General features: G+C 41.7%; 23 protein-coding genes and 1 pseudogene. 12 read left to right on the forward strand and 12 right to left on the reverse strand.

All coding sequences use genetic code 11. The features are described 5' to 3' along the window. The first annotated feature begins 239 nt into the window (after positions 1-239). Positions 240-1,046 carry a Cof-type HAD-IIB family hydrolase gene (locus CD126_RS09530; RefSeq protein WP_049407241.1) on the forward strand — a complete coding sequence of 269 codons (807 nt, stop codon included), beginning with the start codon at positions 240-242 and terminating at the stop codon, positions 1,044-1,046. Between the two features lie 62 nt (positions 1,047-1,108). Here CD126_RS09530 and CD126_RS09535 read toward each other — a convergent pair whose 3' ends face one another. Continuing rightward, the gene (locus CD126_RS09535) at positions 1,109-1,531 is read right to left on the reverse strand and encodes a universal stress protein (protein WP_002471426.1); all 423 of its coding nucleotides are present in this window, start codon (positions 1,529-1,531) and stop codon (positions 1,109-1,111) included. 699 nt (positions 1,532-2,230) lie between these two features. Then, a complete protein-coding gene (locus CD126_RS09540) occupies positions 2,231-3,295 on the reverse strand; it encodes a quinone-dependent dihydroorotate dehydrogenase (RefSeq protein ID WP_103370391.1) in 1,065 nt (354 codons plus the stop codon). Between the two features lie 344 nt (positions 3,296-3,639). Between CD126_RS09540 and CD126_RS09545 the strand changes: the two genes are divergently transcribed. Both CD126_RS09545 and CD126_RS09550 read left to right on the forward strand, forming a co-directional pair. Further along, a complete protein-coding gene (locus tag CD126_RS09545; RefSeq protein WP_049405544.1) occupies positions 3,640-4,497 on the forward strand; it encodes a fructosamine kinase family protein in 858 nt (285 codons plus the stop codon). Positions 4,498-4,759: 262 nt separating this feature from the next. Beyond that, a complete protein-coding gene (locus CD126_RS09550) occupies positions 4,760-6,040 on the forward strand; it encodes a trypsin-like serine peptidase (RefSeq protein ID WP_103370392.1) in 1,281 nt (426 codons plus the stop codon). Positions 6,041-6,437: 397 nt separating this feature from the next. Here the strand turns inward: CD126_RS09550 and CD126_RS09555 are convergent, their stop codons facing one another. The 5 genes from CD126_RS09555 to CD126_RS09575 form a co-directional block, all read right to left on the reverse strand. Continuing rightward, the gene (locus CD126_RS09555) at positions 6,438-6,725 is read right to left on the reverse strand and encodes a hypothetical protein (RefSeq protein ID WP_049405543.1); all 288 of its coding nucleotides are present in this window, start codon (positions 6,723-6,725) and stop codon (positions 6,438-6,440) included. A gap of 181 nt (positions 6,726-6,906) precedes the next feature. Further along, complete coding sequence (locus CD126_RS09560; protein WP_103370393.1) at positions 6,907-7,536, reverse strand: nuclear transport factor 2 family protein; 630 nt, start codon at positions 7,534-7,536, stop codon at positions 6,907-6,909. Beyond that, a complete protein-coding gene (locus CD126_RS09565) occupies positions 7,537-8,376 on the reverse strand; it encodes an alpha/beta fold hydrolase (protein WP_103370394.1) in 840 nt (279 codons plus the stop codon). It abuts the gene before it with no gap. 21 nt (positions 8,377-8,397) lie between these two features. Further along, on the reverse strand, positions 8,398-9,411 hold the full coding sequence (locus tag CD126_RS09570) for an amidohydrolase family protein (protein ID WP_103370395.1): 1,014 nt from the start codon (positions 9,409-9,411) through the stop codon (positions 8,398-8,400). 202 nt (positions 9,412-9,613) lie between these two features. After that, positions 9,614-10,318 (reverse strand): SDR family NAD(P)-dependent oxidoreductase, encoded by a 705-nt coding sequence (locus CD126_RS09575; RefSeq protein WP_049405538.1) that lies wholly within the window; start codon positions 10,316-10,318, stop codon positions 9,614-9,616. Positions 10,319-10,650: 332 nt separating this feature from the next. On the opposite strand from CD126_RS09575, the gene CD126_RS09580 reads away from it, so the two are divergent. Both CD126_RS09580 and CD126_RS09585 read left to right on the forward strand, forming a co-directional pair. Beyond that, positions 10,651-11,466 (forward strand): NmrA/HSCARG family protein, encoded by an 816-nt coding sequence (locus tag CD126_RS09580; protein ID WP_103370398.1) that lies wholly within the window; start codon positions 10,651-10,653, stop codon positions 11,464-11,466. Positions 11,467-11,488: 22 nt separating this feature from the next. Then, complete coding sequence (locus CD126_RS09585; RefSeq protein ID WP_082143018.1) at positions 11,489-12,031, forward strand: M23 family metallopeptidase; 543 nt, start codon at positions 11,489-11,491, stop codon at positions 12,029-12,031. A gap of 13 nt (positions 12,032-12,044) precedes the next feature. On the opposite strand, the pseudogene CD126_RS09590 reads toward CD126_RS09585, so the two are convergent. Both CD126_RS09590 and CD126_RS09595 read right to left on the reverse strand, forming a co-directional pair. Next, positions 12,045-12,290 (reverse strand): annotated as a pseudogene (locus CD126_RS09590) (SdpI family protein); the annotation flags it as partial. 629 nt (positions 12,291-12,919) lie between these two features. Continuing rightward, positions 12,920-14,512 carry a solute:sodium symporter family transporter gene (locus CD126_RS09595; RefSeq protein ID WP_049406135.1) on the reverse strand — a complete coding sequence of 531 codons (1,593 nt, stop codon included), beginning with the start codon at positions 14,510-14,512 and terminating at the stop codon, positions 12,920-12,922. 357 nt (positions 14,513-14,869) lie between these two features. Here CD126_RS09595 and CD126_RS09600 point away from each other — a divergent pair, with 357 nt between their 5' ends. The 4 genes from CD126_RS09600 (at position 14,870) to CD126_RS09615 (ending at position 19,614) form a co-directional block, all read left to right on the forward strand. Further along, complete coding sequence (locus tag CD126_RS09600) at positions 14,870-15,913, forward strand: PTS sugar transporter subunit IIC (RefSeq protein ID WP_049406137.1); 1,044 nt, start codon at positions 14,870-14,872, stop codon at positions 15,911-15,913. Positions 15,914-16,382: 469 nt separating this feature from the next. Beyond that, on the forward strand, positions 16,383-17,135 hold the full coding sequence (locus tag CD126_RS09605) for an aggregation-promoting factor C-terminal-like domain-containing protein (RefSeq protein ID WP_049406139.1): 753 nt from the start codon (positions 16,383-16,385) through the stop codon (positions 17,133-17,135). Positions 17,136-17,433: 298 nt separating this feature from the next. After that, complete coding sequence (locus CD126_RS09610) at positions 17,434-18,594, forward strand: aminotransferase class I/II-fold pyridoxal phosphate-dependent enzyme (RefSeq protein ID WP_103370396.1); 1,161 nt, start codon at positions 17,434-17,436, stop codon at positions 18,592-18,594. A gap of 21 nt (positions 18,595-18,615) precedes the next feature. Continuing rightward, the gene (locus CD126_RS09615) at positions 18,616-19,614 is read left to right on the forward strand and encodes a D-lactate dehydrogenase (RefSeq protein ID WP_049406142.1); all 999 of its coding nucleotides are present in this window, start codon (positions 18,616-18,618) and stop codon (positions 19,612-19,614) included. A gap of 54 nt (positions 19,615-19,668) precedes the next feature. Here the strand turns inward: CD126_RS09615 and copZ are convergent, their stop codons facing one another. Together copZ and CD126_RS09625 are read right to left on the reverse strand one after the other, a co-directional pair. Then, positions 19,669-19,878 (reverse strand): copper chaperone CopZ, encoded by a 210-nt coding sequence (gene copZ, locus CD126_RS09620; protein WP_002471424.1) that lies wholly within the window; start codon positions 19,876-19,878, stop codon positions 19,669-19,671. Positions 19,879-19,912: 34 nt separating this feature from the next. Further along, a complete protein-coding gene (locus CD126_RS09625; RefSeq protein WP_049406145.1) occupies positions 19,913-22,306 on the reverse strand; it encodes a heavy metal translocating P-type ATPase in 2,394 nt (797 codons plus the stop codon). Between the two features lie 275 nt (positions 22,307-22,581). On the opposite strand from CD126_RS09625, the gene CD126_RS09630 reads away from it, so the two are divergent. Continuing rightward, positions 22,582-23,451, forward strand: a complete 870-nt coding sequence (locus tag CD126_RS09630) for an SDR family oxidoreductase (RefSeq protein ID WP_103370397.1) — start codon at positions 22,582-22,584, stop codon at positions 23,449-23,451. A gap of 155 nt (positions 23,452-23,606) precedes the next feature. On the opposite strand, the gene CD126_RS09635 is transcribed toward CD126_RS09630, so the two are convergent. After that, a complete protein-coding gene (locus tag CD126_RS09635; RefSeq protein WP_049407900.1) occupies positions 23,607-23,813 on the reverse strand; it encodes a hypothetical protein in 207 nt (68 codons plus the stop codon). A gap of 231 nt (positions 23,814-24,044) precedes the next feature. On the opposite strand from CD126_RS09635, the gene CD126_RS09640 reads away from it, so the two are divergent. Together CD126_RS09640 and CD126_RS12505 are read left to right on the forward strand one after the other, a co-directional pair. Beyond that, positions 24,045-24,623, forward strand: a complete 579-nt coding sequence (locus CD126_RS09640; protein WP_049407902.1) for a sugar O-acetyltransferase — start codon at positions 24,045-24,047, stop codon at positions 24,621-24,623. Between the two features lie 497 nt (positions 24,624-25,120). Further along, the coding region (locus CD126_RS12505; RefSeq protein WP_142381362.1) for a DUF443 family protein at positions 25,121-25,394 on the forward strand (274 nt) is incomplete at its 3' end.

The raw sequence follows: 25,394 nt of genomic DNA on the forward strand, positions 1-25,394 counted from the left end.
TGGCGCGACTCCTGCAGGAATAGCATGCGTCTTGAGACTACAGGCTCAAGCCATGCCTGCGGAAAGCGTCGCCACCCCCAATACGCAGTATTGCAAATTAGTATATAATATTACATTCCATCAAATACAAATTAGTACAAAACACTATATCCCTCAGATCACAAAGCAATACATTTTATCCAAACACAAAACGGGTATAGAATACTACTCATCACACAGAAAAAAGAAAGGTGACAAGAATGATCAAAGCAATCGCCACAGACAAAGACGGCACACTATTCAAATCAGACAACACCATGGACGAAGACTACTTCGACCGCATCTACCAACAACTCACAGACCACAACATCAAATTCATCGTCGCAAGCGGCAACCAACTCGCCCAACTCCAGTCATTCTTCCCAAACAAGAAAGAAGACATCTCCTACGTCGCTGAGAACGGAGCCATCACAGTCGACAACGGAGAAATCATGACCGCACATTATTTCCCGGAAAATACTGTGACATCACTACTCGAAATGATCACAGAAGACTTCGGCATCAAAGACGTCGTACTCAGCGCATTCAACTGCGCCTACATACTCGACGACCGAGCGGATGATTTCTATGATTACGTCGATCAATACTACTACTACAAAGAACGTGTGAGCGACTTACAAGACGTCGAAGATACGAAGATTGTCAAAATCGCGTTACGTGTCAAAGATGCTTCAATGGTAGATAAAATCGTTGAAATTATCGAAGACGACTACGATGAGGTGCGCGCAGTTACGAGTGGGAATGATAGTATCGATTTGATCTTAACTGAAGTGAATAAAGGTCATGCTTTAGAGGAGTTACTTGAAAAGTGGGGCATTCAAGCAGATGAACTCATGACTTTCGGAGATGCGGACAATGATTTGGAAATGTTGAAGATGACACCACACAGTTATGCGATGGCAGAGTGTAGTGACAATGTAGCACAGGCAGCTCAACATCGCGCTCCATCCAATGATGATTCTGGTGTCTTTCAAGTAATTGAGGATTATTTAGAACAACAGAAATAACACATAAAAAAAGCTTTCGCTCAGCCTCGAATCAAGGGAGCGAAAGCTTTTTTCATGCCATCTTATTTAACGATGAGAACTGGAATGTTCGCACTATTTGCGATTTTATGAGTAACGTTACCTAAGACATTTTTAATATCAGGTTTCGCACGTTTATTACTCATCACTACGATATCATAGTTCTCTTGTTCAATTTCTGTAAGAAGACAGTTTTTAATATTTCCTGTACTGAAACGTACACGAACTTTTAATCCTAAATCTTCTAATTTTTGAACGAAAGGTGTGAGTTCTTCACCTTTTTCTTCAGCAAGTGATTCGAAGTGTTTATTTTCATAACGCACTGAAGCTTGTAAGTCTGACTCCGGTATGACGTTAAAGATAGTTACGCGCGCTTCATCGTTGTGCGCAGTAAGGTTTTCTAATTCTTTCGGCACATTATTGAATGAGTTATCAAAGTCATATGCGAGTAAGATATTGTTATACATAGACGATTACCCCTTTCACTATATATATACCCTAAATTTTAATAATTAAATAATTGATTAGTAGCTCATACGTATGTTTTGTCTTATAGGGATTAAGGGTCTGGGTAAAATGTATTTGTATGTCTGCGATTAATTTGCAATACTTCGTATTGGGCAATTGGCTTAGCGTTCTTAGGGGGGGAGAAGCACAGAAATCTATGATTTCGTAGTGCTTCCCCCGCGAGGATGACTAGAGTTAGAGAAAGCAAAGTGCCTTCTCTAACTCAGTCAACTACCGCGAACGCTCAACTAATTATTTCTCGCTGAGTTAGCTCGAAATAATGGATTTTCGCCGCGCCCTTTAATCCCTCAAGAGTCTCGCCTACTCCCACCTTTTACTTGTGTTGCAATAATACCAGCTGAAGATAAATTTCTTTCTAATCATTTCTACAATCTAATGACACAACAAATCCCTCTTCTGTTCTGTGTGGTATGGATTATAGTGGTTCTAAATAATTGTAATACTGCGTATTGGGGTGACGACGCTTCGTAATGCTTCCACGAAGAATTAGGAAATTAGAATGCTTTCTCGAATTCAGTTAGCCACCATCAAAGTGCACATCATTCATAAATATTTTCCCATTAAAAAAACGCCATCCCAATTCTTCATTAAACAAAACGCTCACATCCAACTAAGTGAATGTGAGCATGTGCATTACCTTACGCATCTATGCCAATGAGGTCAGAAACGTTATGGTAGCCGTGTTGTTTCAGGTATTTAACGATGTCTTTATTGATTTTAGCAGTGAGACCTGGACCTTCGTAAACGAGCGAACTGTATATCTGCACGAGTGACGCACCGTTACGCATCATCTCAATCGCATCTTCTGCACTAAAGATACCGCCTGTCGCGATAATTGGGAACGTACCTTTCGTTTGTTGGTAAGCCCAACGTACGAGGTCGCGGTTACGTTCGAAGAGGGGACGACCGCTTAAGCCACCGCCTTCGCTACGATTGTCAGACTGCAAGCCGTCACGCTGTTGTGTCGTGTTTGCTAGCACTACGCCATCGAACGTGTCGACGATAGGGTCGAGAATGTGTTTGAAACCTTCGAGTTCTAAATCTGAAGTCAGTTTCAAGAAGATCGGTTGCGACAACTCGTGGTTCTCACGATAGTCTTTGATTGCCTTCGTTAGCATCGAGAACTCATCTTTGTCGTGGAAGTTCTGCAAGTTCGCTGTGTTAGGTGAGCTGATGTTAATCGTAAAGAACGTCGCGTCATTTTTAAACGTATCGAGTACTTTGATATAGTCTTGGTAACGTTCTTCGTAGGCCGTCATTTTATTCACGCCAACATTGATACCAATCGGCAGCTCATAGCTATGGCGACGAAGATTGCTGAGCGCTTTGTTCATACCGATATTATTAAAGCCCATGCGGTTAATGAGGGCACGGTCTTCAGGGAGACGGTACATACGCGGTTTCGGGTTACCAGGTTGCGGTTTAGGTGTAATACCGCCGAGTTCAAGGGCGCCGAAGCCACTATATTGAAGCGCTTTAGGAACTTCACATGATTTGTCGAAGCCAGCCGCCAGACCTACCGGATTAGTAAAATGAATGCCAGCAACGTCTTGAGCGAGCATGTCATTTTTATAATGGAAGATACGGTCAATCATAGAGAGTGAAGTTGGGTGTTTTTGAACGATTTTCAGTGCGCGCATCATTCGACCGTGCGCTTGTTCAGGATCCATTTTAAAAAGAATAGGTTTAATTAACTTATACATATTCAACGCTCCATTTTAATGAAATTTTCGCGAACAGCTTGGTTAAAGTTTCAGAGAGCCATTTGGTGTCGTTGATGTACTGTTTCGCATATTTACCATATGTATCTCTTTAAGATTAGCATGTTATGTGTCGCTTTCATAGGTATTATAAGTGAAAGTTGTTGTTCTGACACAAATCGTTTTCTCATGTAAGGTAGGTTAAAAAATCTAGAAGAGTTGAAATCGCATTTTACCTATAACATATGCGGTTCGTATTGGCTAAGCTCAGATCAATGATAAAGATTAAATCCCCACGTAAAAAGGTATAAAGGAATGTATAAGATAACGATCGAGGAGGCGTCGATATGAAACAAGTATGGCAAGAACAACTTCCGGTAAATCATATTCAACGTATTCAGCCAGTGAGTGGTGGGGATGTCAATCAGGCTTATAAAGTGGAAACTGCCGATGATACGTACTTCCTGCTCGTACAACCTAATCGCTCAGAAGATTTCTACGCGGCAGAAATTGCTGGGTTAGAGAAGTTTGAAGAAGCGGGTATTACTGCACCGCAAGTCGTTGGAAGTGGTGAAATAGAGGGTGACGCTTATCTCTTGATCACGTATCTCGAGGAAGGTGGTCGCGGTGATCAACGTAATCTAGCGAAATTAGTGGCTAAGATGCATAGCAATCAGCAGCCAGAGGGTCGCTTTGGTTTCGAAATGCCACATGAAGGCGGAGATCATTCTTTCGACAACGACTGGTGTGACACGTGGAGTGAGCTCTTTATCAATCAGCGTATGGATGTGTTATGTGAAGGATTGATCGAGCAAGGAAATTGGACTGAAGCGGATCGTGAAACGTATCAAGAAGTGCGTGACGTTATGGTTCAAGCGCTTGAGCAACATCGTAGTAAACCATCGCTCTTACACGGTGATATGTGGGGCGGTAACCATATGTACTTGAAAGATGGCTCGCCAGCATTATTTGATCCGTCACCATTTTACGGTGATCGAGAGTTTGATCTCGGTGTGACGAAAGCTTTCGGTGCATTTAGCCCTGAGTTCTACGAAGCCTACGATAAACATTATCCATTAAGTGAAGGTGCAGACTTCCGCATTGAGTTTTACAAATTGTATATCTTAATGGTTCATTTATTGAAATTTGGCGGTATGTACGCACATAGTGTCGACTGCTCTATGCAGACCATTTTAAATGGTTAACATGACTAACAGCGTTCACTGACTTACAAGGGGGCTGATACTTAACGGTGCCCAGTTGAGTTGGTGGACGCTTTTTTAGTGTTGGGAAAAGGGTGATGTGATAACAAGATATGTATAACGAATATATTGTATGACCCACTATATAGACACTGCCTATCTTTTATATAAAAGTATTAATAAGTATATTTAAAAATCTAACAAAACTTGTATATTTCTTCCTTTCAGTTTAAATTATAGATAGAGTTAGAAAAGGAGAAATTAGATGAATCTCAAAAAGTATGTCATTTCGTTAATTGTAACTCTAGCATGCGGCCTTGGAATAGGCGCAGGTCACGCTTCAGCTGAAGAAATTCAACAGCAAGACAATCAACAAGACGTGGCGACACATCAAACAGCCACAGCACAAGTAGATCAAAGCGAGAAGTCACAGCAAGCCACTCCTGAAACGAAGTCATCTCAAGTTGGAGAGTATCAACAAGCTACAGAGGAAGATTCTGCACAAGATACCTCCTCTCATGCAGATGCAGATAAAGCACAATCACAAGATGTAGCGACAACTGAAGAACAAAAATCTGCACAACAAGATCAAGCAACTGCAACACAATCTAAACAACCTCAAACTTCACAAGATGTACCACAACAAGATCACAAAGCAATACACACTGACCACACAGCTACGCAAGATCAAGCATCTCAAGTTAATAACAAACAACAACCGCAGCAGAAACAAGCACCACAAAATAATCAAACACAACAACCTCAACAACAAGACAAGGCACAACAACAAGCGCCTCAAGCACAACAAGATAAACAACAACAACAACAAAAAGCAGCAACTGCAGCTACACAAGAACCTAAACAAGAACAACCTGCTGCGAATAACGAACAACCACGTAACGCGCAAATTCCTGAAGGTCATTTCCAAAATGAAATAATATTACCTAACAATAATAGACATCGTATTCCAGGAACGACACATGGTCACTATCAATCGTTATGTTTCGTTGATATGGGTGACGGCGGTATTGCCTCAGGTGTTGTTGTAGGTGAGAACACAATGTTAACGAACAAACACGTTGTAAAGAACGATAGTCTTACAGCGATGCCAGCAGCGAATGGTCAGAACAATTTCCCTAAAGGTCAGTTTAAATCTAACAATATTGTTCGCTATCCTGGAGACCAAGACTTAGCTGTCGTGCATTTTGACAAGAACGATAAAGGACAAAGTATCGGTGATGTCGTACGCCCTGCAAATATGGCAGATGCGCAACAATCTAAAGTGGGTGAACGCATGACCATCACAGGTTATCCTGGTGACAAACCGCTAAGTACAATGTGGGAAAGCATTGGTAAGATTACGAAGAATGATGGTAGTCATTTAGAGTACGATGCCAGTACTGTTGGAGGCAACTCAGGTTCTGGTGTGTTCAACAAGAAACGTCAACTCATCGGTATTCACTACGGTGGTGCAGGCAAAGATGCGAATGGCTCTGTACCTTTAACTGGTGATATGTTGAACTTTGTTAAAAATAACATGCAATAAGTTTTCAACTTGAGTTGAAGCAAGGGGCTAGATTGAGGAGTCGGCAGATTACATAGTTTGACTTTCAATCGATGTCTAGTCTTATTTGTAAGAGCGAGGAGCGTAAGTCCTATTGCTGGGCGAGAGGTTCCTCGCTTTTTATGATATATAGAAATAAGAAAGCCTCAACGCGACTCCTAGGATTGGGGAGAGTTCGGGCTGAGACTTTGACTATTGGTAGGTTATAGAATATCGTTTAGGGTTAGGTTAGTATGAATGGATTAATCATCTAAAGTTGTTGTCTTATGAAAGCGTTCCTCGTATTCGGGTAGGAGTTGGGACTTCTAAAGGGAGTGCGAATATATTAGAAGTTGGGTTTGGGTCTCCTCCGAGCAGAGGAACGGTCATATGATGTTATTTATTGGTTCGCGTTGTCGCCGCCTTTTTCACCAATATCTTGATAGAATTCTTTGTCGTGGTTCTCAGCAGTTTGCTCGCCGCCTTTTTGACCTGCTTCTTCGTTCGTCATCTTACCGCTAGCGTGCATACCGCCTTTTTGACCGGCTTCGGCTTTAGTCGCTTTACCATTCGCATGGTCGCCACCTTTTTCGCCAATGTCTTGATAGAACTCTTTGCTGTGGTTCTCAGCAGTTTGTTCGCCACCTTTTTTGCCAGCTTCTTCATAACTCATATTGTTATCAGCCATTTGACATACCTCCTTAAGATGATTAACAGGAATACTGTTGCCTACATTCTTTGCATGCCCGTTGAATCTTATTCTAAACGTATTAGACAAGATTCTTTTCAGACTTGGAGGTACAAAGATTTATTTTGGAATAAATTTTAACTCATGGACCTAATGTATCTTAAGTTAAAATGCCTACAAACTACTCGCTATCATGCATGAGCCACGCGTCGAGTCGCATGTAAAAGTCTTCTAACGCTTCCGGCTGATCGATACCAATCAACTGATGATTGACGTCGTAACCGAGATAATTGAGACAATACGACAAGCAAGCATAACTCTCGCGATAGGGCGCGAGTGCACGACGATCAAAGGATGATGATGTAGGAAGGACCGACATCAAACGATCTTGCTCATAAACGCAATCTAAATGTTGAATGCGCCACGTCTCATCTTGCTTCACAACACGATAAGTAATCTTTGCGTCTGACTGCAGCTCGTATGTCTCACTTTCAATATCGAGCCGAGATTGAATCGTTGCTTGCATCACAGCAATTGCACGTGCACCATTCTGCCACACTTGAATGTTGTAAATTTGATGGGGCGCATAACGTTGCATCGCTTGAGAATGGTCGACAAATTCGTCACCAGTTCCTTTGAACCATGAAATAGTGACTTCAGAATCAGAAGTGAAACAGGTGCGCATGCCATACCATAAACTGTTATCACGACAGAAACGTTCATACGTAATCAACTCTTTAATATTTTCTCGAGCGACGATGTCTTCCATGCTTAGCGGTGGGTTAGGTTGAAGGAAACGTTGAGTCTGCATTTACTTCGCCCACGTTTCAAGAAGTACTTTCGCAAAGCCTTCGGAATCTTGAACGTAGCCTAGATGGCCACCAGGAATTTCAACGATGTCGAGACCCGTTTGTTTAGCAATATAGTTGTTGACGTCTTGTGGGAACGAACCTTTCGACGCTTCGCCATTGAGTAGAGTGATACGGTCAAGATAAGGTTTGAAGTCACTGAGCTGAATATCAGATGTCGTGTATTGGCGAATTTCATATTTGAACCAATTTAACATTTCTTGCACGCGTTGATTTTGTTCGGCTTCATCGTTATTTTGAGCTGGTTTTGCCATCGCTTGACGATCGATTTCTGCGACATTCAATGCTTTGCCAAAGATTTCCATCGCTTTCGCCATGCTGTCATTTAATGCAGTATCCACGATCTCGTTATTTTTCTGTTGCCAATAATCTCGGTCAGGTAAAAATGTATTAATCGGTGGTTCGTGGAAAGCAATGTGTTTCACAACATTAGGGTGTTCTTTCAAGACATGCATCGCTACGATCGAACCTGAACTAGAACCGAGCACGTAAACCGGTTCAGTGCTTTCACGTTGCGCAATTTCAGCAATATCTTGCGCATCTCTTTTCACACGATATTGGCTATGTGGATTAGCAGCCTCTTCTGGAAGAGGTGCTGTGAGTTTGCTCTGACCAAATCCACGGCGGTCCACCGCAATGACTGTGAAGTGGTCTGCGAATTGTTTGGCTAAAGGCATGAAGATGTCACCTGTCCCATTCGCTCCTGGAATGAGGATGAGCACTGCTCCTTTACCGATCTTGTGATAGCGTACGTTCGCGTCTGTTAATTGAATTGTTTCCATTTGTATCCCTCTTTTAGCTATTTATTTAAGGTATAAAAGTCGTTCTGCATTGCCATAAGCAATCTTCTCTTTCGTCTCTTGATCGACGTCGAGTTCTTCTAAAAATGTACCTAACGTTTCAGGTTGAATGTAAGGATAGTCGGCTGAGTAAAGAATATGATTGTCGCCAAAGTAATGACGTACCATGTCGAATTGGGGCTGCGTCAACATACCACTTGGTGTGATATAGAAATGATCTTTAAAGTATTGGCTCACGGGTTTCTTCAAATCACGAGCGACGAGTGCTTGATCCATGCGGTCTAAGAAAAATGGGACAAATTCACCCCAGTGACCAATGATAAGTTTAAGATTAGGATGACGATCAAACAGACCGCTTAACACGAGTCGAACCGCTTGAATACCAACATCCATATGCCAACCGAAACCAAATGATGCAAAGGTAGAAGCGACGACATCATCATAGGCATCACTCGCATAATAGTCTTGATAGTTCTTCGCAGGTAAGACTGCAGGATGTACGTAGATAGGGACATCAAGATCTGCTGCTGTCGCAAAGACGATTTCAAAGTCGGATGTTTCTAGAAATTGATTGTTCGTGCGACCTGCGATGAGTGCCCCTTTAAAGTTGAGTTCCTTGATACAACGTTTGAGTTCTTCAGCTGCAACTTCAGGTTCATTGATAGGCAACGTCGCAAATCCTAAGAAACGATCTGGATATTGTTGAATATAATCATAAAGTTTGTCGTTCGCTCTACGGCAGAGTTCAATTGACTTCTCACCAGTAACGAGTGACGGTGGTGTATTACCATAGGATAGGACCTGGTATTGTACATCTTGTGCGTCCATGAAGCGTAAGCGTTTGTCATGATTCTCATCACTTTCAAGCACATCATCGTTATCAAATCCCGTCTCCTCAGATAGTGCTTGTAACATCGCTTTAAGTGGTACGCCATTGTCGTCAACTTCCACATTGTTAAACGTTTCTTGTTGGATTTCGTCTACAACATAGTGTTCTTCAAACGTAATTGATTTCATAAGTTATCCTCCCATTGATTAACGTCAGTTGCATCTCTCAAAGTCATCTTCAAGTGGCTTGCCTTTTACTGAAAGTTGTGTGGTAGGTGTGGTTAAAAGCGCTTGGTATAAATTCAGCGTAATGCATTTAAACTGTTTATCTTCGAATCCCAACGACACTTTTACTCAATGTCACAGAATCTTTAATAAAAGGGCAATTCAGTTACCAAGGCATCGTGCCGTTCGCATCGATAAACGTACCTGTGGGACCATCCGCATCAATAGTAGCGAGTTTCACGATAGGTATCACACCTTCAGAAGCCGGTTTCGAATTATTGCTGAAATCGCCGACTAAATCTGTATTCGTTGAACCTGGGTCAGCCGCATTGATTTGCATGTTAGTCAGACTCTTCGCATATTGGACCGTCAACATTGTCACGGCAGATTTCGATGAACAATAAGCGAGAGAATTCACTTGAGATTCCGCAGTTTCTGGATTGTTGACCATACCAAATGAGCCTAAACCGCTGCTGACGTTCACGACGACAGGTTGTGAAGAGGATTCGAGCAACGGCACGAAGTTATGCATCATGCGTACGATACCGAAGACATTCGTGTTATACACAGGATAGAGATCATCAGCTGTAAGTGCCTCAGGTTTATCGAAGGTGCCTGAAATACCTGCGTTGTTGATTAAAATATCGATGTGTCCATATTGAGATTGAATATGTTTAGCAGCTTGTGTGACTGAATCATCCGAAGTAACATCCAATTCTACGACATCTGCGCCAAGTTCTTGTGCGGCTTGGCGACCTCGTTCTAAATTACGAGAACCGATGATGACTTGGTAACCTTTGTCGATGAGCTGTCTCGCTGTTTCATAGCCGAGTCCTTTATTCCCGCCAGTAATCAATACTGTTTTCATTATATTGCCTCCTTTGTAATATGAAGCTATTCTGTTTTCAGAAATATTGTTTTGTTTTACATATTTTACCCTGAATGTGATAAATAAATCTTACGATGAACTATGGCACTTTTACATTCAACTTTTATAATATAAATCTTGTTATACACATTTTCAAAATAATTCGCATGGAAAAGTGATGGAATAGGACGAAAGTCGGTGTGATACGACGAAGCGACAGTTGAATCAATTGACGTGACGCTGGCATAGATTTAAGATAAATTATCAATTTAAAAACGCGGAGATTCAACAAAGGTGAAATTTAGTTTAAGGCGATGAAAGGACTGGAGAAAGCGATGAAGAAGATATTAGTAATAGGTGCAACAGGTAAGCAAGGCTATGCGGTGGTTCAAGCGTTACTTGAGAAAGAATATAGCGTGCGTGCTTTTACGAGAAATAAAGAGAACGAGCGGTTGAAAGCACTCGACTCCGAGCGTCTAGAAATCTTTGAAGGAGATTTAAATAGTGAAGATGATTTGCGACATGCAATGAATGGGGTGGACGGTGTATATAGCGTGCAGCCGATCAATCGTGATGACGTACAAGCCGAATTACAACAAGGGCGCAATATTATGCACAGCGCATTAGTTCAGGGAATTGAACATATTGTTTACAGTACGGCTGGTGGGGTGAACCGTGATCGTACGGGTTCTCACTTTGAAATCTTGGCGCAACTTGAGAACGAGCTTGCAGATAGTGGTTTACATTACACTTTAGTGAAACCGTCCTTCTTCATGGACAATTTCTTACGTATTGTGCAGAAAGAGGAGAACCATTTATATATTCCTGAGTTTATTACGCCAGATATTCCATTTGCGATGATCTCGACACGTGATATTGCACAAATTGCGCTGCATGTGTTTGAACATCCGCAACAATATAATGGTCAAAGTCTAGAAATTGCTTCTGATGAGTTAACACTTAATCAAATAGTGGATACGTTTGAAACGGTGACAGGGGTTCCGACGTCAATTCGTGGTACATTCACGAGTGGCACGGCTGAACGTGCTTGGTTAGAAGAGAAAGGATACAAAGTAGATTTCGATTTGATGACAGACATCAATCCAGATAGATTAACGCTTGATCGCTGGATTGCGCGTCAACAATGGTGATTGAAAGAGGTTGTGAAATATTTTGAGACATTTATTCAAGTGGATAGGATTTCTTCTACTAGGTGGCGCCGCTATTTTTCTCGTCGTCGAACTTGTACTTAAGTTAAAGCAGACGCAAGATTTACAGACTGCCTTTCATCTCAAATATGAGCGTCAAAGTAGAGAGACAGAAACCTTTGGCGAGTATCGCAATGATCGATTGAAAGGGAAGCACTATGGCATCGATTACGCATTGCCGAAGAAGACGCCTGTTAAAGCTGCGACAGATGGCGAAGTCACGCGTATTTTTACAGATAAGCTCGGTGGCAAAGTATTGCAGATAGCTGAAGCGGACGGCCAGCATCATCAGTGGTATATGCATCTTCACGACTACAATGTTGAAGTAGGCGATCACGTCAAGGCGGGAGATATTGTAGCTTATTCTGGTAACACAGGTAAAATGACTACGGGGCCTCATCTTCACTTCCAACGTATGAGAGGTGGTGTCGGTAATCGTTATGCCGAGGATCCCGCTGCTTTCGTTGACCAGTTGCCCGACGGTGAAGAAAGTTTGTATGACTTGTAGTTTAAAAAGAATATTAGTCTAATTGTTTGAGGCGTGCTTCTGTCATGATAAAGATCAGAATGATATAAATGGTAACTACGCCAAATTGTATGTATAACGACCACTCGTTGAAGTGAATAATAAAATCGATGATTAACCAGATGACACCGATAATAGAGAACAACATCGTCAGTTGTTTGCTGACTTGTACAAAGTATTGTTGTGCGTATTTCCAATGAAGTAGGCTTTTCATCGAACGTGGCGTCCGATAGCCCATCCATTTATTGCGTTCATCAACAAGATGTTATTGTAACATGTAATGAAAAGCATAAGTAACGATAGCAAAAGGAATCGTGACAATAAGTACAATCATTTGAATTGAGCACCTCAATCTTAAAGTATAATGACTTAATAAAGACCCGCAGATGTATTGTATCATGCATCTGCGGGTCAATTTGTATTTATGGGTAAGGGTTAGGAGATGTGTAGCTATCTGAATTCAAAAAGAGTTACAGCTTTTTAAACTCTACTCAGCCTAGCGAAGAAACCACTACGAAATCACAGATTTCTGTTCAATAAGCATACACATATATAATGAACATACTTTCGGAAAATAAAAGTATCTATTCAACAAATCAATTACGCGGTAGCTGTCTGAATTCAAAAAGGGTTACACCTTTTTTGAACTTTAGTCAGCCTCGCGGGGGCAGGACAACGAAATCAATAGATTTCTGTCCAATAAGCATACACATATATAATGAACATACTTTCGGAAGATAAAAGTATCTATTCAACAAATCAATTACGCGGTAGCTGTCTGAATTCAAAAAGGGTTATACCTTTTTTGAACTCTAGTCAGCCTCGCGGGGACAGGACAACGAAATCAAATAGATTTCTGTCCTGCTCCCCCTACTTAGCTAATCCGACTGGTGAGAAGATGACGTAGCTTAACACTACGAGCAAGAGTACGATAGCACCTGCGATATAACGGTGTTTCCAAGGCGTCATATCGACTTTGGCATAATTGGATTTCAAATCTAACTCATCAGACGGTTTCACTTTATTGAAGATCAACACAATAATTAGATCAACAAAGAAGAGCACACTAAAGAAGTATAAATAATGAACGTGCGGTAAGAAATAAGTTAAAGCACCGTATAACACGATATGTGTGATTAAAGCCACTTTAGCCCCGAGTTTCGAAGTCCTTTTAGCAAAGAAACCGACTAGTATCAATACCAACAACGGCATACTGTAAATACCGTTAAACTGTTGCACAACTGCATACAGGCCACTTGGGAAGAGTGAGATCAACGGCGCGATAATTACCACGATAGCACCAATCAATACGGTTGCAACATGCCCGACGATAGCCACATGCTTATCTGAAGCCTTACGACCTACAAGCGGTTTGTAAAAGTCGAGTGTAAAGAGCGTTGACGTACTGTTGAGTGAGCCGACGAACGAACTCAAGATGGCACCAAAGATAATCGCACCAAAGAGACCGTAAGCCCAATCAGGTAGCACCGTGCTCAACAGTTTCGGAAAGGCATTGTCTGACGTACTGATATGACTGCCGAACATGTTAAATGCGATGACACCCGGTATCACGGTGAAAATAGGACCAAAAACTTTGAATAAACTTAAGTAAATCGCACCTTTCTGGGATTCTTTCAGGTTCTTCGCCGCAAGTGCTTTCTGAACAATCATTTGGTTCCCGCACCAGAAGAACAAGTTATTAAAGAACATACCGAAGAAGAGGGTTGGCCAAGGTACGACACTAGAATCAACAGCTCCCCAACCGTTCAATTTCTCTGGGGTATGTTGCACGATGTGGTCGAAGCCGTGTAAGAAGTTGCCGTTTCCGAGATGACCTAGACCGAGGATGGTAATGGCCAGACCACCGATGATGAGCGCAATACCATATAAAGTGTCACTGAATGCACTGAGTGACAAACCGCCGACGAAGAGATAAATAATGCCGATAATACCGATGACAGATGAAATAATGATAACTGCGGTATTATTGCTGACGCCGAGGTAGTCACTCACGTGGAACATTTTATTAAACACTAACGAACCGGAGTACAAGACAACCGGTAAGAATGATAGCACGTAGGTGATGATAAAGAGTATGGAAACGAGCTTTTTCGTAAAGCTATCGTAACGCATCTCCAGAAACTCAGAAATCGTCGTTACGCCGTAGCGTAAATATTTAGGGAGGAAGACCCAAGCGAGTAAGACAACCGCAACTGCAGCCGTCACTTCCCACGCCATAACTTCCATACCAACTGAGTAACTCTGACCGTTCTGACCGACAATCTGTTCCGTAGAAAGATTGGTCATAATAATGGTTGATGCGACAGTGAAACCAGTGAGACTTCTGCCGCCCATAAAGAAACCGTCAGTATTGTCCGTGTTCACGCGTTTCGAACGCACATAAGCGTAAACAGAGACACCACCGACGACGATGATAAAGAGTATAATCGATATCCAGTTCAAAGTGATTCTCTCCTTATTATTAGTGATTTGAAGATATAGGTTAAAATGATGAATGTAGAAGATTCAATCGTCTAACGTTATAGTAATCCATGCGTTGAATTCTCGTTGTATGTAGCGAAGAAAGAGTGAATAACTTTATTCTTATATGCTTAATATATTTTCCACTGTATAGAAATGTTAAAACATGTAAGTGTGCAACGTATAAATAAACTATCTATTTTAATATCGTAGAGATGGGGCGATGGTAAGGAGCGACGTATTTTTTTAAAGAAATTAGGAAAAGTTTCGAAATTAATATTCTGAAAATTGTGAACATGTGGTATAGTTAATATTATTTAATTTATGGAGGAGACATCTATGAAAAATATGAGCATCAAAACATTCGGAAATAATTTACTTTCGGGGGTAGCCATCGCAATCTTAGCAGGGTTAATCCCTAATGCGATATTAGGAGAAATCTTTAAGGCGTTAGCACCGAAATATCCTTTCTTCTTAAATTTGTTACACATCGTTCAAAGCATCCAATTTACGATTCCGGCTTTAATCGGTACAGCCATCGCAATCAAATTTAAACTCAATCCACTGGCAACAGTTGTAGTGGCGAGTGCGACATTTGTAGGTAGTGGCGTTGCACAATTGAAAGGGCAAGTATGGGTTCTAGCCGGAGTAGGCGATTTGATAAATGCGATTATTACTGCAGGGATTGCGGTACTGATCATCTTAATCATTGGTGAGCGTGTCGGTAGTTTAGGTCTTATTTTCCTACCGATTATCGCTGGTGGCGGCGCAGGTTTCTTAGGATTACTCACACTACCGTATGTACGCTATATTACGACAAGTATTGGTCAGATGATTAATCATTTTACAGAATTACAGCCGATTCTCATGTCAATCTTAATCGCACTGTCATACAGTTTCATCATCATTTCGCCATTATCGACAGTTGCGATTTCACTGGCTATCGGGATTAACGGTCTCGCTGCAGGTTCAGCGTCGATGGGCGTAGTTGCGGCTGAAGCGGTGCTCGTATGGGGTACGATGAAAGTGAACCGTGCAGGTGTACCACTCACGATCTTCCTTGGGGGTGTAAAAATGATGTTACCTAACATGATTAAGCACCCAATTATGCTACTACCCGTATTCACGAATGCGATCATCACTGGTTTAGGTGGCGCACTCATCGGTACAGGAGGAACGAAAGAGTCAGCCGGTTTCGGTATTATCGGTTTGATTGGTCCAATTAACGCCTTCCGATTCTTAGAACATTCACCAATCGTGTCAGGCATCCTAGTCTTCATCGCGTTCTTTGTTATTCCGTTCTTCTTTGGTTGGTTGATCAACCTCTTCTATGTAAAAGTATTGAAGCTCTATACGAATGATATTTATAAGTTCGAATTGTAAGCGTTGAGGTGGAGACTAACCCATAGCACTTCGTTGATTTTCAAGGAAAGTCGACGTAGTGCTTTTTTACGTAACGCATATTTCGTTCGATTTCCTTACATTTCAAGCGGGGTAGATAGAAGATAATTATTTTAAGTAATTGGGATATTACAGTTTTGTAACAGAACGATGTCTTGTAACAATAATCTTGTTCCATTGAAAACTGTGATGACAGTGTTGAGACCTTATAAAATCTAGTCTGGTTGAAAGGCGGTCTATTTTAACTTTATTACATTGTGACGCAAAAAGATTCTTATGTTACAGTTTAAAAACGCTATTGTAACCTTTTGTTAAGGTACCGTAATAAAACTGCCTCATTACTGTGGTATATTGAGTATGGTCAAAACAAGACTTACCAAATACAAACTAGCACAACGGATATAATAATTTAGAATATAAAAGATTAAATACTTGGAGGCCTTTTTTTATTATGAAGAAGACAATCTTAGCATCATCTTTAACAGTAGCATTAGGAGTAGCAGGTTACTCATTAGTAGACGGACATAACGAAGCACACGCTTCTGAATTAAATATTGATAAAGCACACTTAGCTGACTTAGCTTTAAATCACCCTGAACAATTAAACGCTGCACCAATTCAAGAAGGTGCTTATGACTACCATTTCACATACGAAGGTTATGACTTTAACTTCACTTCAAATGGTTCAACTTGGTCATGGAGTTATGAAGTAGCTGGTCAAGGTTCAGCACAAACTTCATTCTACTCTGCACCAACAGCTAATTACTCAACACAATCTTATACAGAATCAAGTATGAACACTGGTGCTTATACACAACAATCAAGCAATACTCACGTTCAAGCTGTTTCTGCACCACAAACTTCAAATTACAGCACTAACTCTGGTTCAACATCTTCTTACCATGGTTACTCAACTGCGCAAACTTCAACATCATCTGCATCTACTTCAGGTGGTTCAGTGAAAGCGCAATTCTTAGCTAACGGTGGTACTGAAGCAGCATGGAACTCAATTATCATGCCTGAATCAGGTGGTAATCCAAACATCGTTAACCCATACGGTTACAGCGGTTTAGGACAAACTAAAGAAGCTTGGGGTAAAGGTTCAGTAGCTCAACAAACGAAAGGTTTCTTAAACTACGTTAACCAACGTTACGGTTCAATCGATAACGCAATCAATTTCCGTAGCACTCACGGTTGGTACTAAGTCGAGAACATTCAAGCCGTCTCTCATGAGGCGGCTTTTTTATTTTGTGAGAATACGGGTAAGAGGCGTTTTTAATTTTATGATGGATATCTATGGGACAAGCTTTTTTAGCGAGTGCGAGTAGAGTTCCTGCACAACTCCTTAACCGTACGCTAGAGATATCATCACACATTTTACTGAAAAAGGTAATATTGCTACTATTCGAATAGCTCAAAGTCTGGTAAAATATTACCTAATATTCTGAAATTTATCACCGTAGCTATTTGACTACCTACAACAACAGTGAGGAGGCTGATAGATGGAATATTCACGACGATTAGCACGAGTACCCGATAGTTACTTTGGAAAGACGATGGGGCAGGAAGTGAAACATGGTCCGCTACCGTTGATTAATATGGCGGTAGGTGTGCCTGACGGTGAGACGCCACCTGGCATTCTAGATACATTTGCCGAGGCGTTATATCAACCTGAGAATCAAAAGTATGGCGTCTTTCACGGCAAAGCGACCTTTAAACAGGCCATCGTTCAATTCTACAAACGGCATTATGACGTTGACTTAGATCCTGAAGAGGAAGTTTGTATCTTATATGGCACGAAGAATGGGCTTGTCGGCTTAGCTACGAGTATCGTGAATCCAGGGGAGAACGTGTTATTACCGGATCCAGGCTACACAGATTACCTGGCTGGCGTGCTACTAGCAGATGCGATTCCTGTACCCCTTCAACTTGATCCACCGTATTACTTACCAGATTGGACGCGTGTGCCTTCAGATATTATGTCCAATACGAAGCTCGTTTATTTAACTTATCCTAACAATCCTACAGGTTCGGTGGCGACACTTGAAACGTTTGAGGAAGCTGTTCAGCTTTTTAAAAATACCCCAACGCGTATCGTACATGACTTTGCCTATAGTGCCTTTGGTTTCGATGCGCCGAACCCTAGTATTCTCCAAGTAGAAGACGCTAAAGATGTCGCAATCGAAATCTTCTCGCTATCAAAAGGATTTAATATGTCAGGCTTTCGTGTAGGCTTCGCTGTAGGAAATAAAACTATGATTGCAGCGTTGAAGAAATATCAAACGCACACGCATGCAGGTATGTTTGGTGCTTTACAAGATGCGGCCACATATGCTCTTAATCATTGCGATGATTTCTTAGTCGAGCAGAACGCTAAGTTTAAGCGTCGGAGAGATGCTGTTGAGCAGAAACTACGAGAAAATGGCATACCTTTCGAACCCATGAAAGGTGGCATCTTTATCTGGCTGCCAACGCCACAAGGTTACGATGGGGAAACGTTTGTACAATATTTACTACAAGAACAATCGATACTTGTAGCGCCTGGTATACCTTTCGGTGAGAATGGACGTCATTATATACGCGTATCGCTTGCGCTCGAAGATGCCCAGTTAGATGAAGCAATGGAGCGCCTTAGTTCGTTAGCACTACTTTACACACAATAATGAAAGATAGGAGAATGATTCATGACAACAATTAAATTATTTGGAGTAAGACCTGAAGATCGACCTTTTATTGATGAATGGAAGACGAAGCATAATGTAGAAATAGAAGAGACTGCTGAGATTTTAAACGATGATAATGTAGATACGGTGCAAGGCTTTGATGGCGTGTCGATTTCTCAACAAATTCCATTAAGTGAAACAGTTTTTCAAAAATTACATGAGTTTGGCATTAAGCAATTGGCTCAACGTAGCGCAGGTTACGATTTCTTAGATTTAGACTTAGCTCGCAAATACGACATCATCATCACGAATGTACCTTCGTATTCGCCGCGCTCTATCGCTGAATATACGGTAATGCAAGCGCTGAACTTGGTACGCAAGACATCGGCAATCCAAACGAAGACGGCGAATTATGACTTTCGTTGGGAACCGTCTATCATGTCGCGTTCAATTCAAGATTTAACTGTAGCGATTATCGGAGCAGGACGCATTGGCAGTCAAGTGGCAGAAATCTTTGCGAAAGGCTTTAATGCGCGTGTTGTAGGTTATGATTTAGAGCCAGATAACGCGCTTTCTGAGATCGTCGAATATCAATCGTCGCTTGAAGAAGCGGTGCAAGATGCAGATATTGTTACAGTGCATGTGCCTGGCAGCGCCGCCAATCACTACTTATTTAATGATGAGGTGTTTAAAGCATTTAAAGAGGGCGCTTATTTCATTAACTGTGCACGTGGATCAGTCGTTGAGACACAAGCATTGTTGGCACATTTAGATAATGGACATATCGCAGGCGCAGCTCTCGACACTTATGAGGGTGAAAAAGGGTTATTCCCGAGTGATCAACGTGGTACGGAACTGCAAGATGACACACTCGTACATTTAATTGAACGTCCAGACGTCCTCGTGTCACCACACATTGCATTCTATACTGATGCCGCAGTGAAGAATCTCATTGTCGATGCACTCGATGCTACCCTTCAAGTGATTCAAACAGGAGACACACCGTTTAGAGTGAATTAAATTCAATAGAAAAAGCTGGCAGAAGAAGCAATCTCTCCGCCAGCTTTCTTTCAATTAAGCGTTCACATCATAACCTTGATCTTCAATCGCATCTCTCATATCTTCAAAGTCAACTTTACTATCATCGTAATCGACATTAACTTGACCTTGTTCTAAACTCACTTCGGCTTGAGATACGCCATCTAAATCTTTCAATGCAGTTTCTACCGCATTTTTACAATGTTCACAACTCATACCTTCAACTTGAATTGTTTGGTTAGCCATCTTATCGTCTCCTTTTACTATTCTATACATCTTACTATAATTTCATACGTTTTAAACGTAAAGCGTTGGTTACCACACTAACTGAGCTTAACGCCATTGCGAGACCTGCAACCCATGGGGCTAGTAAGCCGCATGCAGCGATAGGAATGCCTGCCACATTGTAACCTAGCGCCCAGAATAAGTTCTGACGAATGTTGCGAATCGTAGAGCGACTCGCGCGTACTGCTTGAGGCAAGAGGTGAAGGTTGTCACCCATAATCGTAATATCGGCAGCTTCAATCGCCACCTCAGTCCCTGTTCCAATCGCAATGCCGATGTCTGCTTGAACTAAAGCAGGGGCGTCGTTGATACCATCACCGACCATCGCCACCTTCTTACCTTCTGATTGTAGTGTTTGAATCTGATGTGCTTTGTCTTCCGGTTTCACTTCCGCGATCACATCATCGATACCTGCTTCTTGAGCAATCGCTTGAGCCACTTTGGAGTTATCGCCCGTCAACATCATGACTTCGACACCCATAGTGTTGAGCTGTTCAATTGCGGAGCGGGCAGAGCTTTTAATCGGGTCAGCTACAGCGATATAGCCTCGATACGTGCCATCTATAGCGATGAGCATCGTCGTTTGAGCTTGACTTTCAGATGCTTCAACGTCAGCTAGGTCTGATTGCGCCACATCGATACCTTGTTCTTTTAAAAGTTGTCGATTGCCCACGTGAATTGAGTGGTCATCGACAAGCCCTTGGATACCGCGTCCGGGTAGTGCTTTGAATTCAGTAGAGGTCATAAGCGATACGCCTGAAGCTTTCGCATCATCCACTATCGCTGTCGCAAGCGGATGCTCAGATTGTTGTTCTAGACTTGCGATAAGTTGAAGTGTTTCGTTATCGCCTGTATAAGACGTCACTTCCGGTTTACCGTGCGTTAGCGTGCCCGTTTTATCTAACACTAGTGTATCAATATTATGTGCTTGTTCGACAAACTCTCCACCTTTAAAAAGAATGCCAGATTCTGCTGCTTTACCAGTACCTACCATTATGGACGTCGGCGTCGCTAAACCGAGCGCACAAGGGCAGGCAATAACAAGCACGGAGATGCCAGCGATTAAGGCAGCTTCCACATCGCCGAAGTTAACCAACGTGATCCAGACTAAGAAAGTGAGAACAGCAATCGACACGACGATAGGAACAAAGTAACCAGAAATCTTATCTGCCAGACGTTGGATTGGCGCTTTCGAACCCTGAGCAACCTCCACGGTCTTGACGATAGAAGCGAGGGCAGTATCCCTTCCGACGTGCGTCGTCCGCATCGTGAACGTGCCATTCTGATTCATCGTGCCACCGACGACCTCGTCATCCGTGGATTTATGAATAGGCATGGATTCTCCTGTGAGCATGGATTCATCCACCGTCGTTTCGCCATTCAATACGACACCGTCTACCGGGACGCTTTCTCCAGGTTTAACTTTGAGCGTTTGCCCCACTTGTAACTGTTCGACTGGGACCATGCGTTCTTCTCCGTTATCTATGAGACGCGCTTCTTTCGCCTGCAAGTTGAGCAATTGAGTTAATGCTGATGTCGTTTGTGATTTCGCACGTGCCTCTAAGTACTTTCCGAGTAAAATGAGCGTGATTAATACCGCACTCGTTTCATAATAGAGGTGTGGCGTCGTTTGCGGATGAACGATCCAAACGATCGTTTCATATAAACTATAGAAATAGGCCGCGCTCGTTCCTAAAGCAACGAGGACGTCCATATTAGCAGAGCCACTGCGCAGACTTTTATAAGCGCCAGTATAGAACTGCCAACCTATACCAAACTGCACGAGACTCGCAAGCACCAGTTGGAAATACGGATTCATCAACAGATGGGGTAACTGAATGCCAAAGAGATGCGTTAACATCGTTAAGAGCAACGGTAGTGTAATGATAGCTGATATGACAAGTTTAATCGCTTTATGACGGAGTTCACGTTGCTTACGATCGCTATCATTAGATTGTTCATCGGATTCAAGTTCGGCATCGTAACCTAATTGTTGGATGCGAGCGATGAGATCACGCACATCATATTGAGCAGGAACGTAAGCGACCCGAGCTTTCTCCGTCGTTAGGTTCACGTTCGCTTCAGCCACGCCAGGCATCTTGTTAAGCACTTTCTCAATACGACTCGAACAAGCCGCACAGGTCATACCTGACACAGCGAGTTCAGTAGAATCTGTAATGACGTGATAACCTGTCTTCTCTATAGTTTGAATGAAGTCGTTGAGCGTGTATGCGCGTTTAGGATAGGAAATCGTCGCTTGTTCCGTAAACAAATTCACATTCGCTTCCACGTCTTCAAGCTTGTTTAAATTTTTCTCGATACGATTTGAACATGCTGCGCAACTCATACCTTCGATACCAAGTGTGAGCGTTTCAGTTCTGCCAGCCATAAGTTCACCACCTTACGTCACTTCAATTGGTTCTTGATTCGCTTTCAATATACTCCCTATAGGTATAAAAGTCAATGTGATTGCTTTGGTATGTAGGGTTGTGGGGAGGCTTTGAGATTTTAAAAGGTGGAAAAGATAGATAAGACTACACTTCCTTAATAACGTGCGCTACGGAAATATTTTCAACAACCTATTTCATTACTAAAATGTTTAAAATACAGGCATAGTGGTACAAATTTATAACGTTAAACTTAAAGTTGATGGAGGTCTTGGGAATGAATTTAAAGGAATTTCACGACAAGATTAAAGGGTACACACAAGATAGACAACCCGGTATTGAGAAAGACATGGATCCACGACCAATCTCTGAATTAGATACGTATCGCGCAGGCGGCAAGTTACAAGGTAAAGTCGCACTTATTACAGGTGGAGATTCAGGTATTGGCCGTTCAGTAGCGATCCTCTTTGCGAAAGAAGGCGCCAATGTCGCAATTGGTTACTACGATGAACATGAAGACGCAGAAGAAACTGTGAAACGTTTAGAGGAAATCGGAGTGAAAGCGAAAGCATATGCCCATGATTTAAGAGAGGTTGAACAATCGCAACAACTCGTAGATAAAGTGGTAGGCGATTTCGGTAAATTAAACATTTTAGTCAACAACGGCGGAGTACAATTCCCTAAAGATGACTTCAGTGAAATCACGCCAGAACAAGTGAAGAAGACGTTTGAAACAAATATCTTCGGCATGATGTTCCTCTCTCAAGCCGCAGTCCCACATATGTCAGAAGGTGACGCCATCGTGAACACAACAAGCGTAACGGCATACCGTGGCTCAGGTCACCTCATCGATTACTCTGCGACGAAAGGGGCGATCGTGTCATTCACACGTTCACTCGCGACAGTGTTATCTGAGAAAGGTATTCGCGTGAATGCGGTGGCACCAGGTCCTATTTACACACCATTGATTCCAGCTACATTTGACGAAGAGAAAGTCGAAGGTCAAGGTGGCGAAACACCGATGGGACGTCGTGGTCAACCAGCTGAGCTCGCACCATCTTATGTATTCTTGGCTTCCAACGCAGATAGCTCTTATATTACTGGTCATGTGATTCACGTTAACGGTGGAGATTACATCACTTCATAAGATTTATAGTAGAATAGTTATAGTAAAGTTAAAAATAGCGCAGACGCGTTCACGATTGATGAACGGCTGCGCTATCGTTATGCTCAAATAAACTTCTTACATGTTGAGAGCGATAATCAAGTTATTTGAGCAGGCAACAGATTTATATTTAAAAACTAAAAGAAGTCAGACAACCTTAAATCCTCGAGATCAAAGTGCTTTAGATTATTGGAATTGACATTTTCGATATTAGGCAAGACATCACCCTGTTTAAATTGTTGATAGTAGCGATTGATAGTGACGCCTGCATCGTAGTCATGGAAAGTCTTCACTATTCCGAGGACTATAAGTACAGCGATAATACCTTGAAGTATACGTTTCATATATCTGACTCCTTTAATAGTTTATATTTCTATTGTACGCAGTTTAACGCGCATTGCCATTCGTCTCTAGAACTGTTTTTAACTCATACTTTGGCATGAGAAGTCAGATAGGGTTGAAAAATTTGATGAGTGGTGTATGATTTTATTTTATAATGGAGAAAATGACAAGGGGAGAAAGAATAGACATCATTTCTACCCACTATGCAGAATAGAAAGGATTGAATGATAACTATGACTGAAAGGGAAAAAATGCTTGAAGGCGAATGGTATCAAGAAAACGACGAGGAGCTACAACGTAACCGCTTAAAAGCGAAAGATCTATGTTTCGATTTGAATCACACAAGACCGAGTGATGTAGAAACTCAAAATGAAATTATCGAAGCATTGTTCACATATCAACCTACAAATTTGGAATTACTAACACCATTCCAAGTGGATTATGGTAATAACATCTTCTTAGGAAAGAACGTGTTTATTAACCATAATTGCTACTTTATGGATGCGGGGCGTATCATCGTTGGCGATAACGTCTTCTTTGGCCCTGGGGTAGGCCTCTACACAGTAAGCCATCCATTAGCTTACGAACGCCGTAATTCAGGACTCGAACAAGCACAAACAATTAAGATTGGCGACAATGTCTGGATTGGTGCGAACGCATCAGTGCTACCAGGTGTGACAATTGAGTCAGGTGCTGTCGTGAGTGCCGGCAGTGTCGTAACACGCGACGTACCAGAGAACGCCATTGTGGCAGGTATTCCAGCGAAGATCGTTAAATCTATTCACGAAGAAGAGGTAGACTCAGAAGAATAGATTGTGTGGAAGCGGGTGTAGACGTCGACCCATAGGAATAGTCGGTGACGAAGCGGTTGATGAAGACGACGTTGAGATCGCTTCTCGCTAGTTGAGGTAAAATTGTATATTGGGTTACTGGAATTTTGAAATACGACTATGTTGAGGGGCATGGTCGTATTTTTTAGTTTCGTTTTAGCTTATAATAAAGAAGAGATAAAGAGAGAATAATATTTCTATAAGACAGACCAACGATTCAGCATAGTTTACTATAGTTACTTATTTTATGATGCATGTTCTCTTTCAATAGTCTTCAGGTTGAAAAGCGATGTATTCAAAAAGATAAATAGTTAAACAAACGAAGCAATCGGTAAAATCTTTGATTAACCTGAGATATTGGAGTGAGACAACAAATGGCAAGAATACATCTTATTTATAATAATCCGAGATACAAAGTAGTTGAGAAAGATAATAAATACTTATTGATAGACCAATAACAGCATCGGAATTCCTACTTATTGCCCATGTTAAATTGGGTAATTCCTATTAAATATACAGAACTTACTTACGAAGAATTAAATAGCTTATATGTTATTAAAAATAGATATAACAGCGCTTATAGTTTAGCTATAGCGGGGGCTGGTCTACTAATTACCAGACATATTAAAAAAATTACATACTTGATGGATATGTATCTTCCGACTATATGGATGTTTGGCATATATTTAATTGGTTTTATCTCGATTGTAGCGTTGAGAGTGTATATAAGTAGAAGGTTGAAAATTACGAAGT

The sequence above is a fragment of the Staphylococcus pettenkoferi genome, assembly GCF_002902685.1.
Classification (GTDB): Bacteria; Bacillota; Bacilli; order Staphylococcales; family Staphylococcaceae; genus Staphylococcus; species Staphylococcus pettenkoferi.

What these genes read in the sequence shown, in the direction of transcription:
- copZ (WP_002471424.1), bottom strand. Translation starts at nt 19,878, where the DNA reads ATGGCTAACCAAACAATTCAAGTTGAAGGTATGAGTTGTGAACATTGT.
- CD126_RS09530 (WP_049407241.1), top strand. Translation starts at nt 240, where the DNA reads ATGATCAAAGCAATCGCCACAGACAAAGACGGCACACTATTCAAATCA.
- CD126_RS09605 (WP_049406139.1), top strand. Translation starts at nt 16,383, where the DNA reads ATGAAGAAGACAATCTTAGCATCATCTTTAACAGTAGCATTAGGAGTA.
- CD126_RS09640 (WP_049407902.1), top strand. Translation starts at nt 24,045, where the DNA reads ATGACTGAAAGGGAAAAAATGCTTGAAGGCGAATGGTATCAAGAAAAC.
- CD126_RS09570 (WP_103370395.1), bottom strand. Translation starts at nt 9,411, where the DNA reads ATGAAATCAATTACGTTTGAAGAACACTATGTTGTAGACGAAATCCAA.
- CD126_RS09555 (WP_049405543.1), bottom strand. Translation starts at nt 6,725, where the DNA reads ATGGCTGATAACAATATGAGTTATGAAGAAGCTGGCAAAAAAGGTGGC.
- CD126_RS09615 (WP_049406142.1), top strand. Translation starts at nt 18,616, where the DNA reads ATGACAACAATTAAATTATTTGGAGTAAGACCTGAAGATCGACCTTTT.
- CD126_RS09630 (WP_103370397.1), top strand. Translation starts at nt 22,582, where the DNA reads ATGAATTTAAAGGAATTTCACGACAAGATTAAAGGGTACACACAAGAT.
- CD126_RS09535 (WP_002471426.1), bottom strand. Translation starts at nt 1,531, where the DNA reads ATGTATAACAATATCTTACTCGCATATGACTTTGATAACTCATTCAAT.
- CD126_RS09610 (WP_103370396.1), top strand. Translation starts at nt 17,434, where the DNA reads ATGGAATATTCACGACGATTAGCACGAGTACCCGATAGTTACTTTGGA.
- CD126_RS09545 (WP_049405544.1), top strand. Translation starts at nt 3,640, where the DNA reads ATGAAACAAGTATGGCAAGAACAACTTCCGGTAAATCATATTCAACGT.
- CD126_RS09635 (WP_049407900.1), bottom strand. Translation starts at nt 23,813, where the DNA reads ATGAAACGTATACTTCAAGGTATTATCGCTGTACTTATAGTCCTCGGA.
- CD126_RS09540 (WP_103370391.1), bottom strand. Translation starts at nt 3,295, where the DNA reads ATGTATAAGTTAATTAAACCTATTCTTTTTAAAATGGATCCTGAACAA.
- CD126_RS09550 (WP_103370392.1), top strand. Translation starts at nt 4,760, where the DNA reads ATGAATCTCAAAAAGTATGTCATTTCGTTAATTGTAACTCTAGCATGC.
- CD126_RS09600 (WP_049406137.1), top strand. Translation starts at nt 14,870, where the DNA reads ATGAAAAATATGAGCATCAAAACATTCGGAAATAATTTACTTTCGGGG.
- CD126_RS09580 (WP_103370398.1), top strand. Translation starts at nt 10,651, where the DNA reads ATGAAGAAGATATTAGTAATAGGTGCAACAGGTAAGCAAGGCTATGCG.
- CD126_RS09560 (WP_103370393.1), bottom strand. Translation starts at nt 7,536, where the DNA reads ATGCAGACTCAACGTTTCCTTCAACCTAACCCACCGCTAAGCATGGAA.
- CD126_RS09625 (WP_049406145.1), bottom strand. Translation starts at nt 22,306, where the DNA reads ATGGCTGGCAGAACTGAAACGCTCACACTTGGTATCGAAGGTATGAGT.
- CD126_RS09565 (WP_103370394.1), bottom strand. Translation starts at nt 8,376, where the DNA reads ATGGAAACAATTCAATTAACAGACGCGAACGTACGCTATCACAAGATC.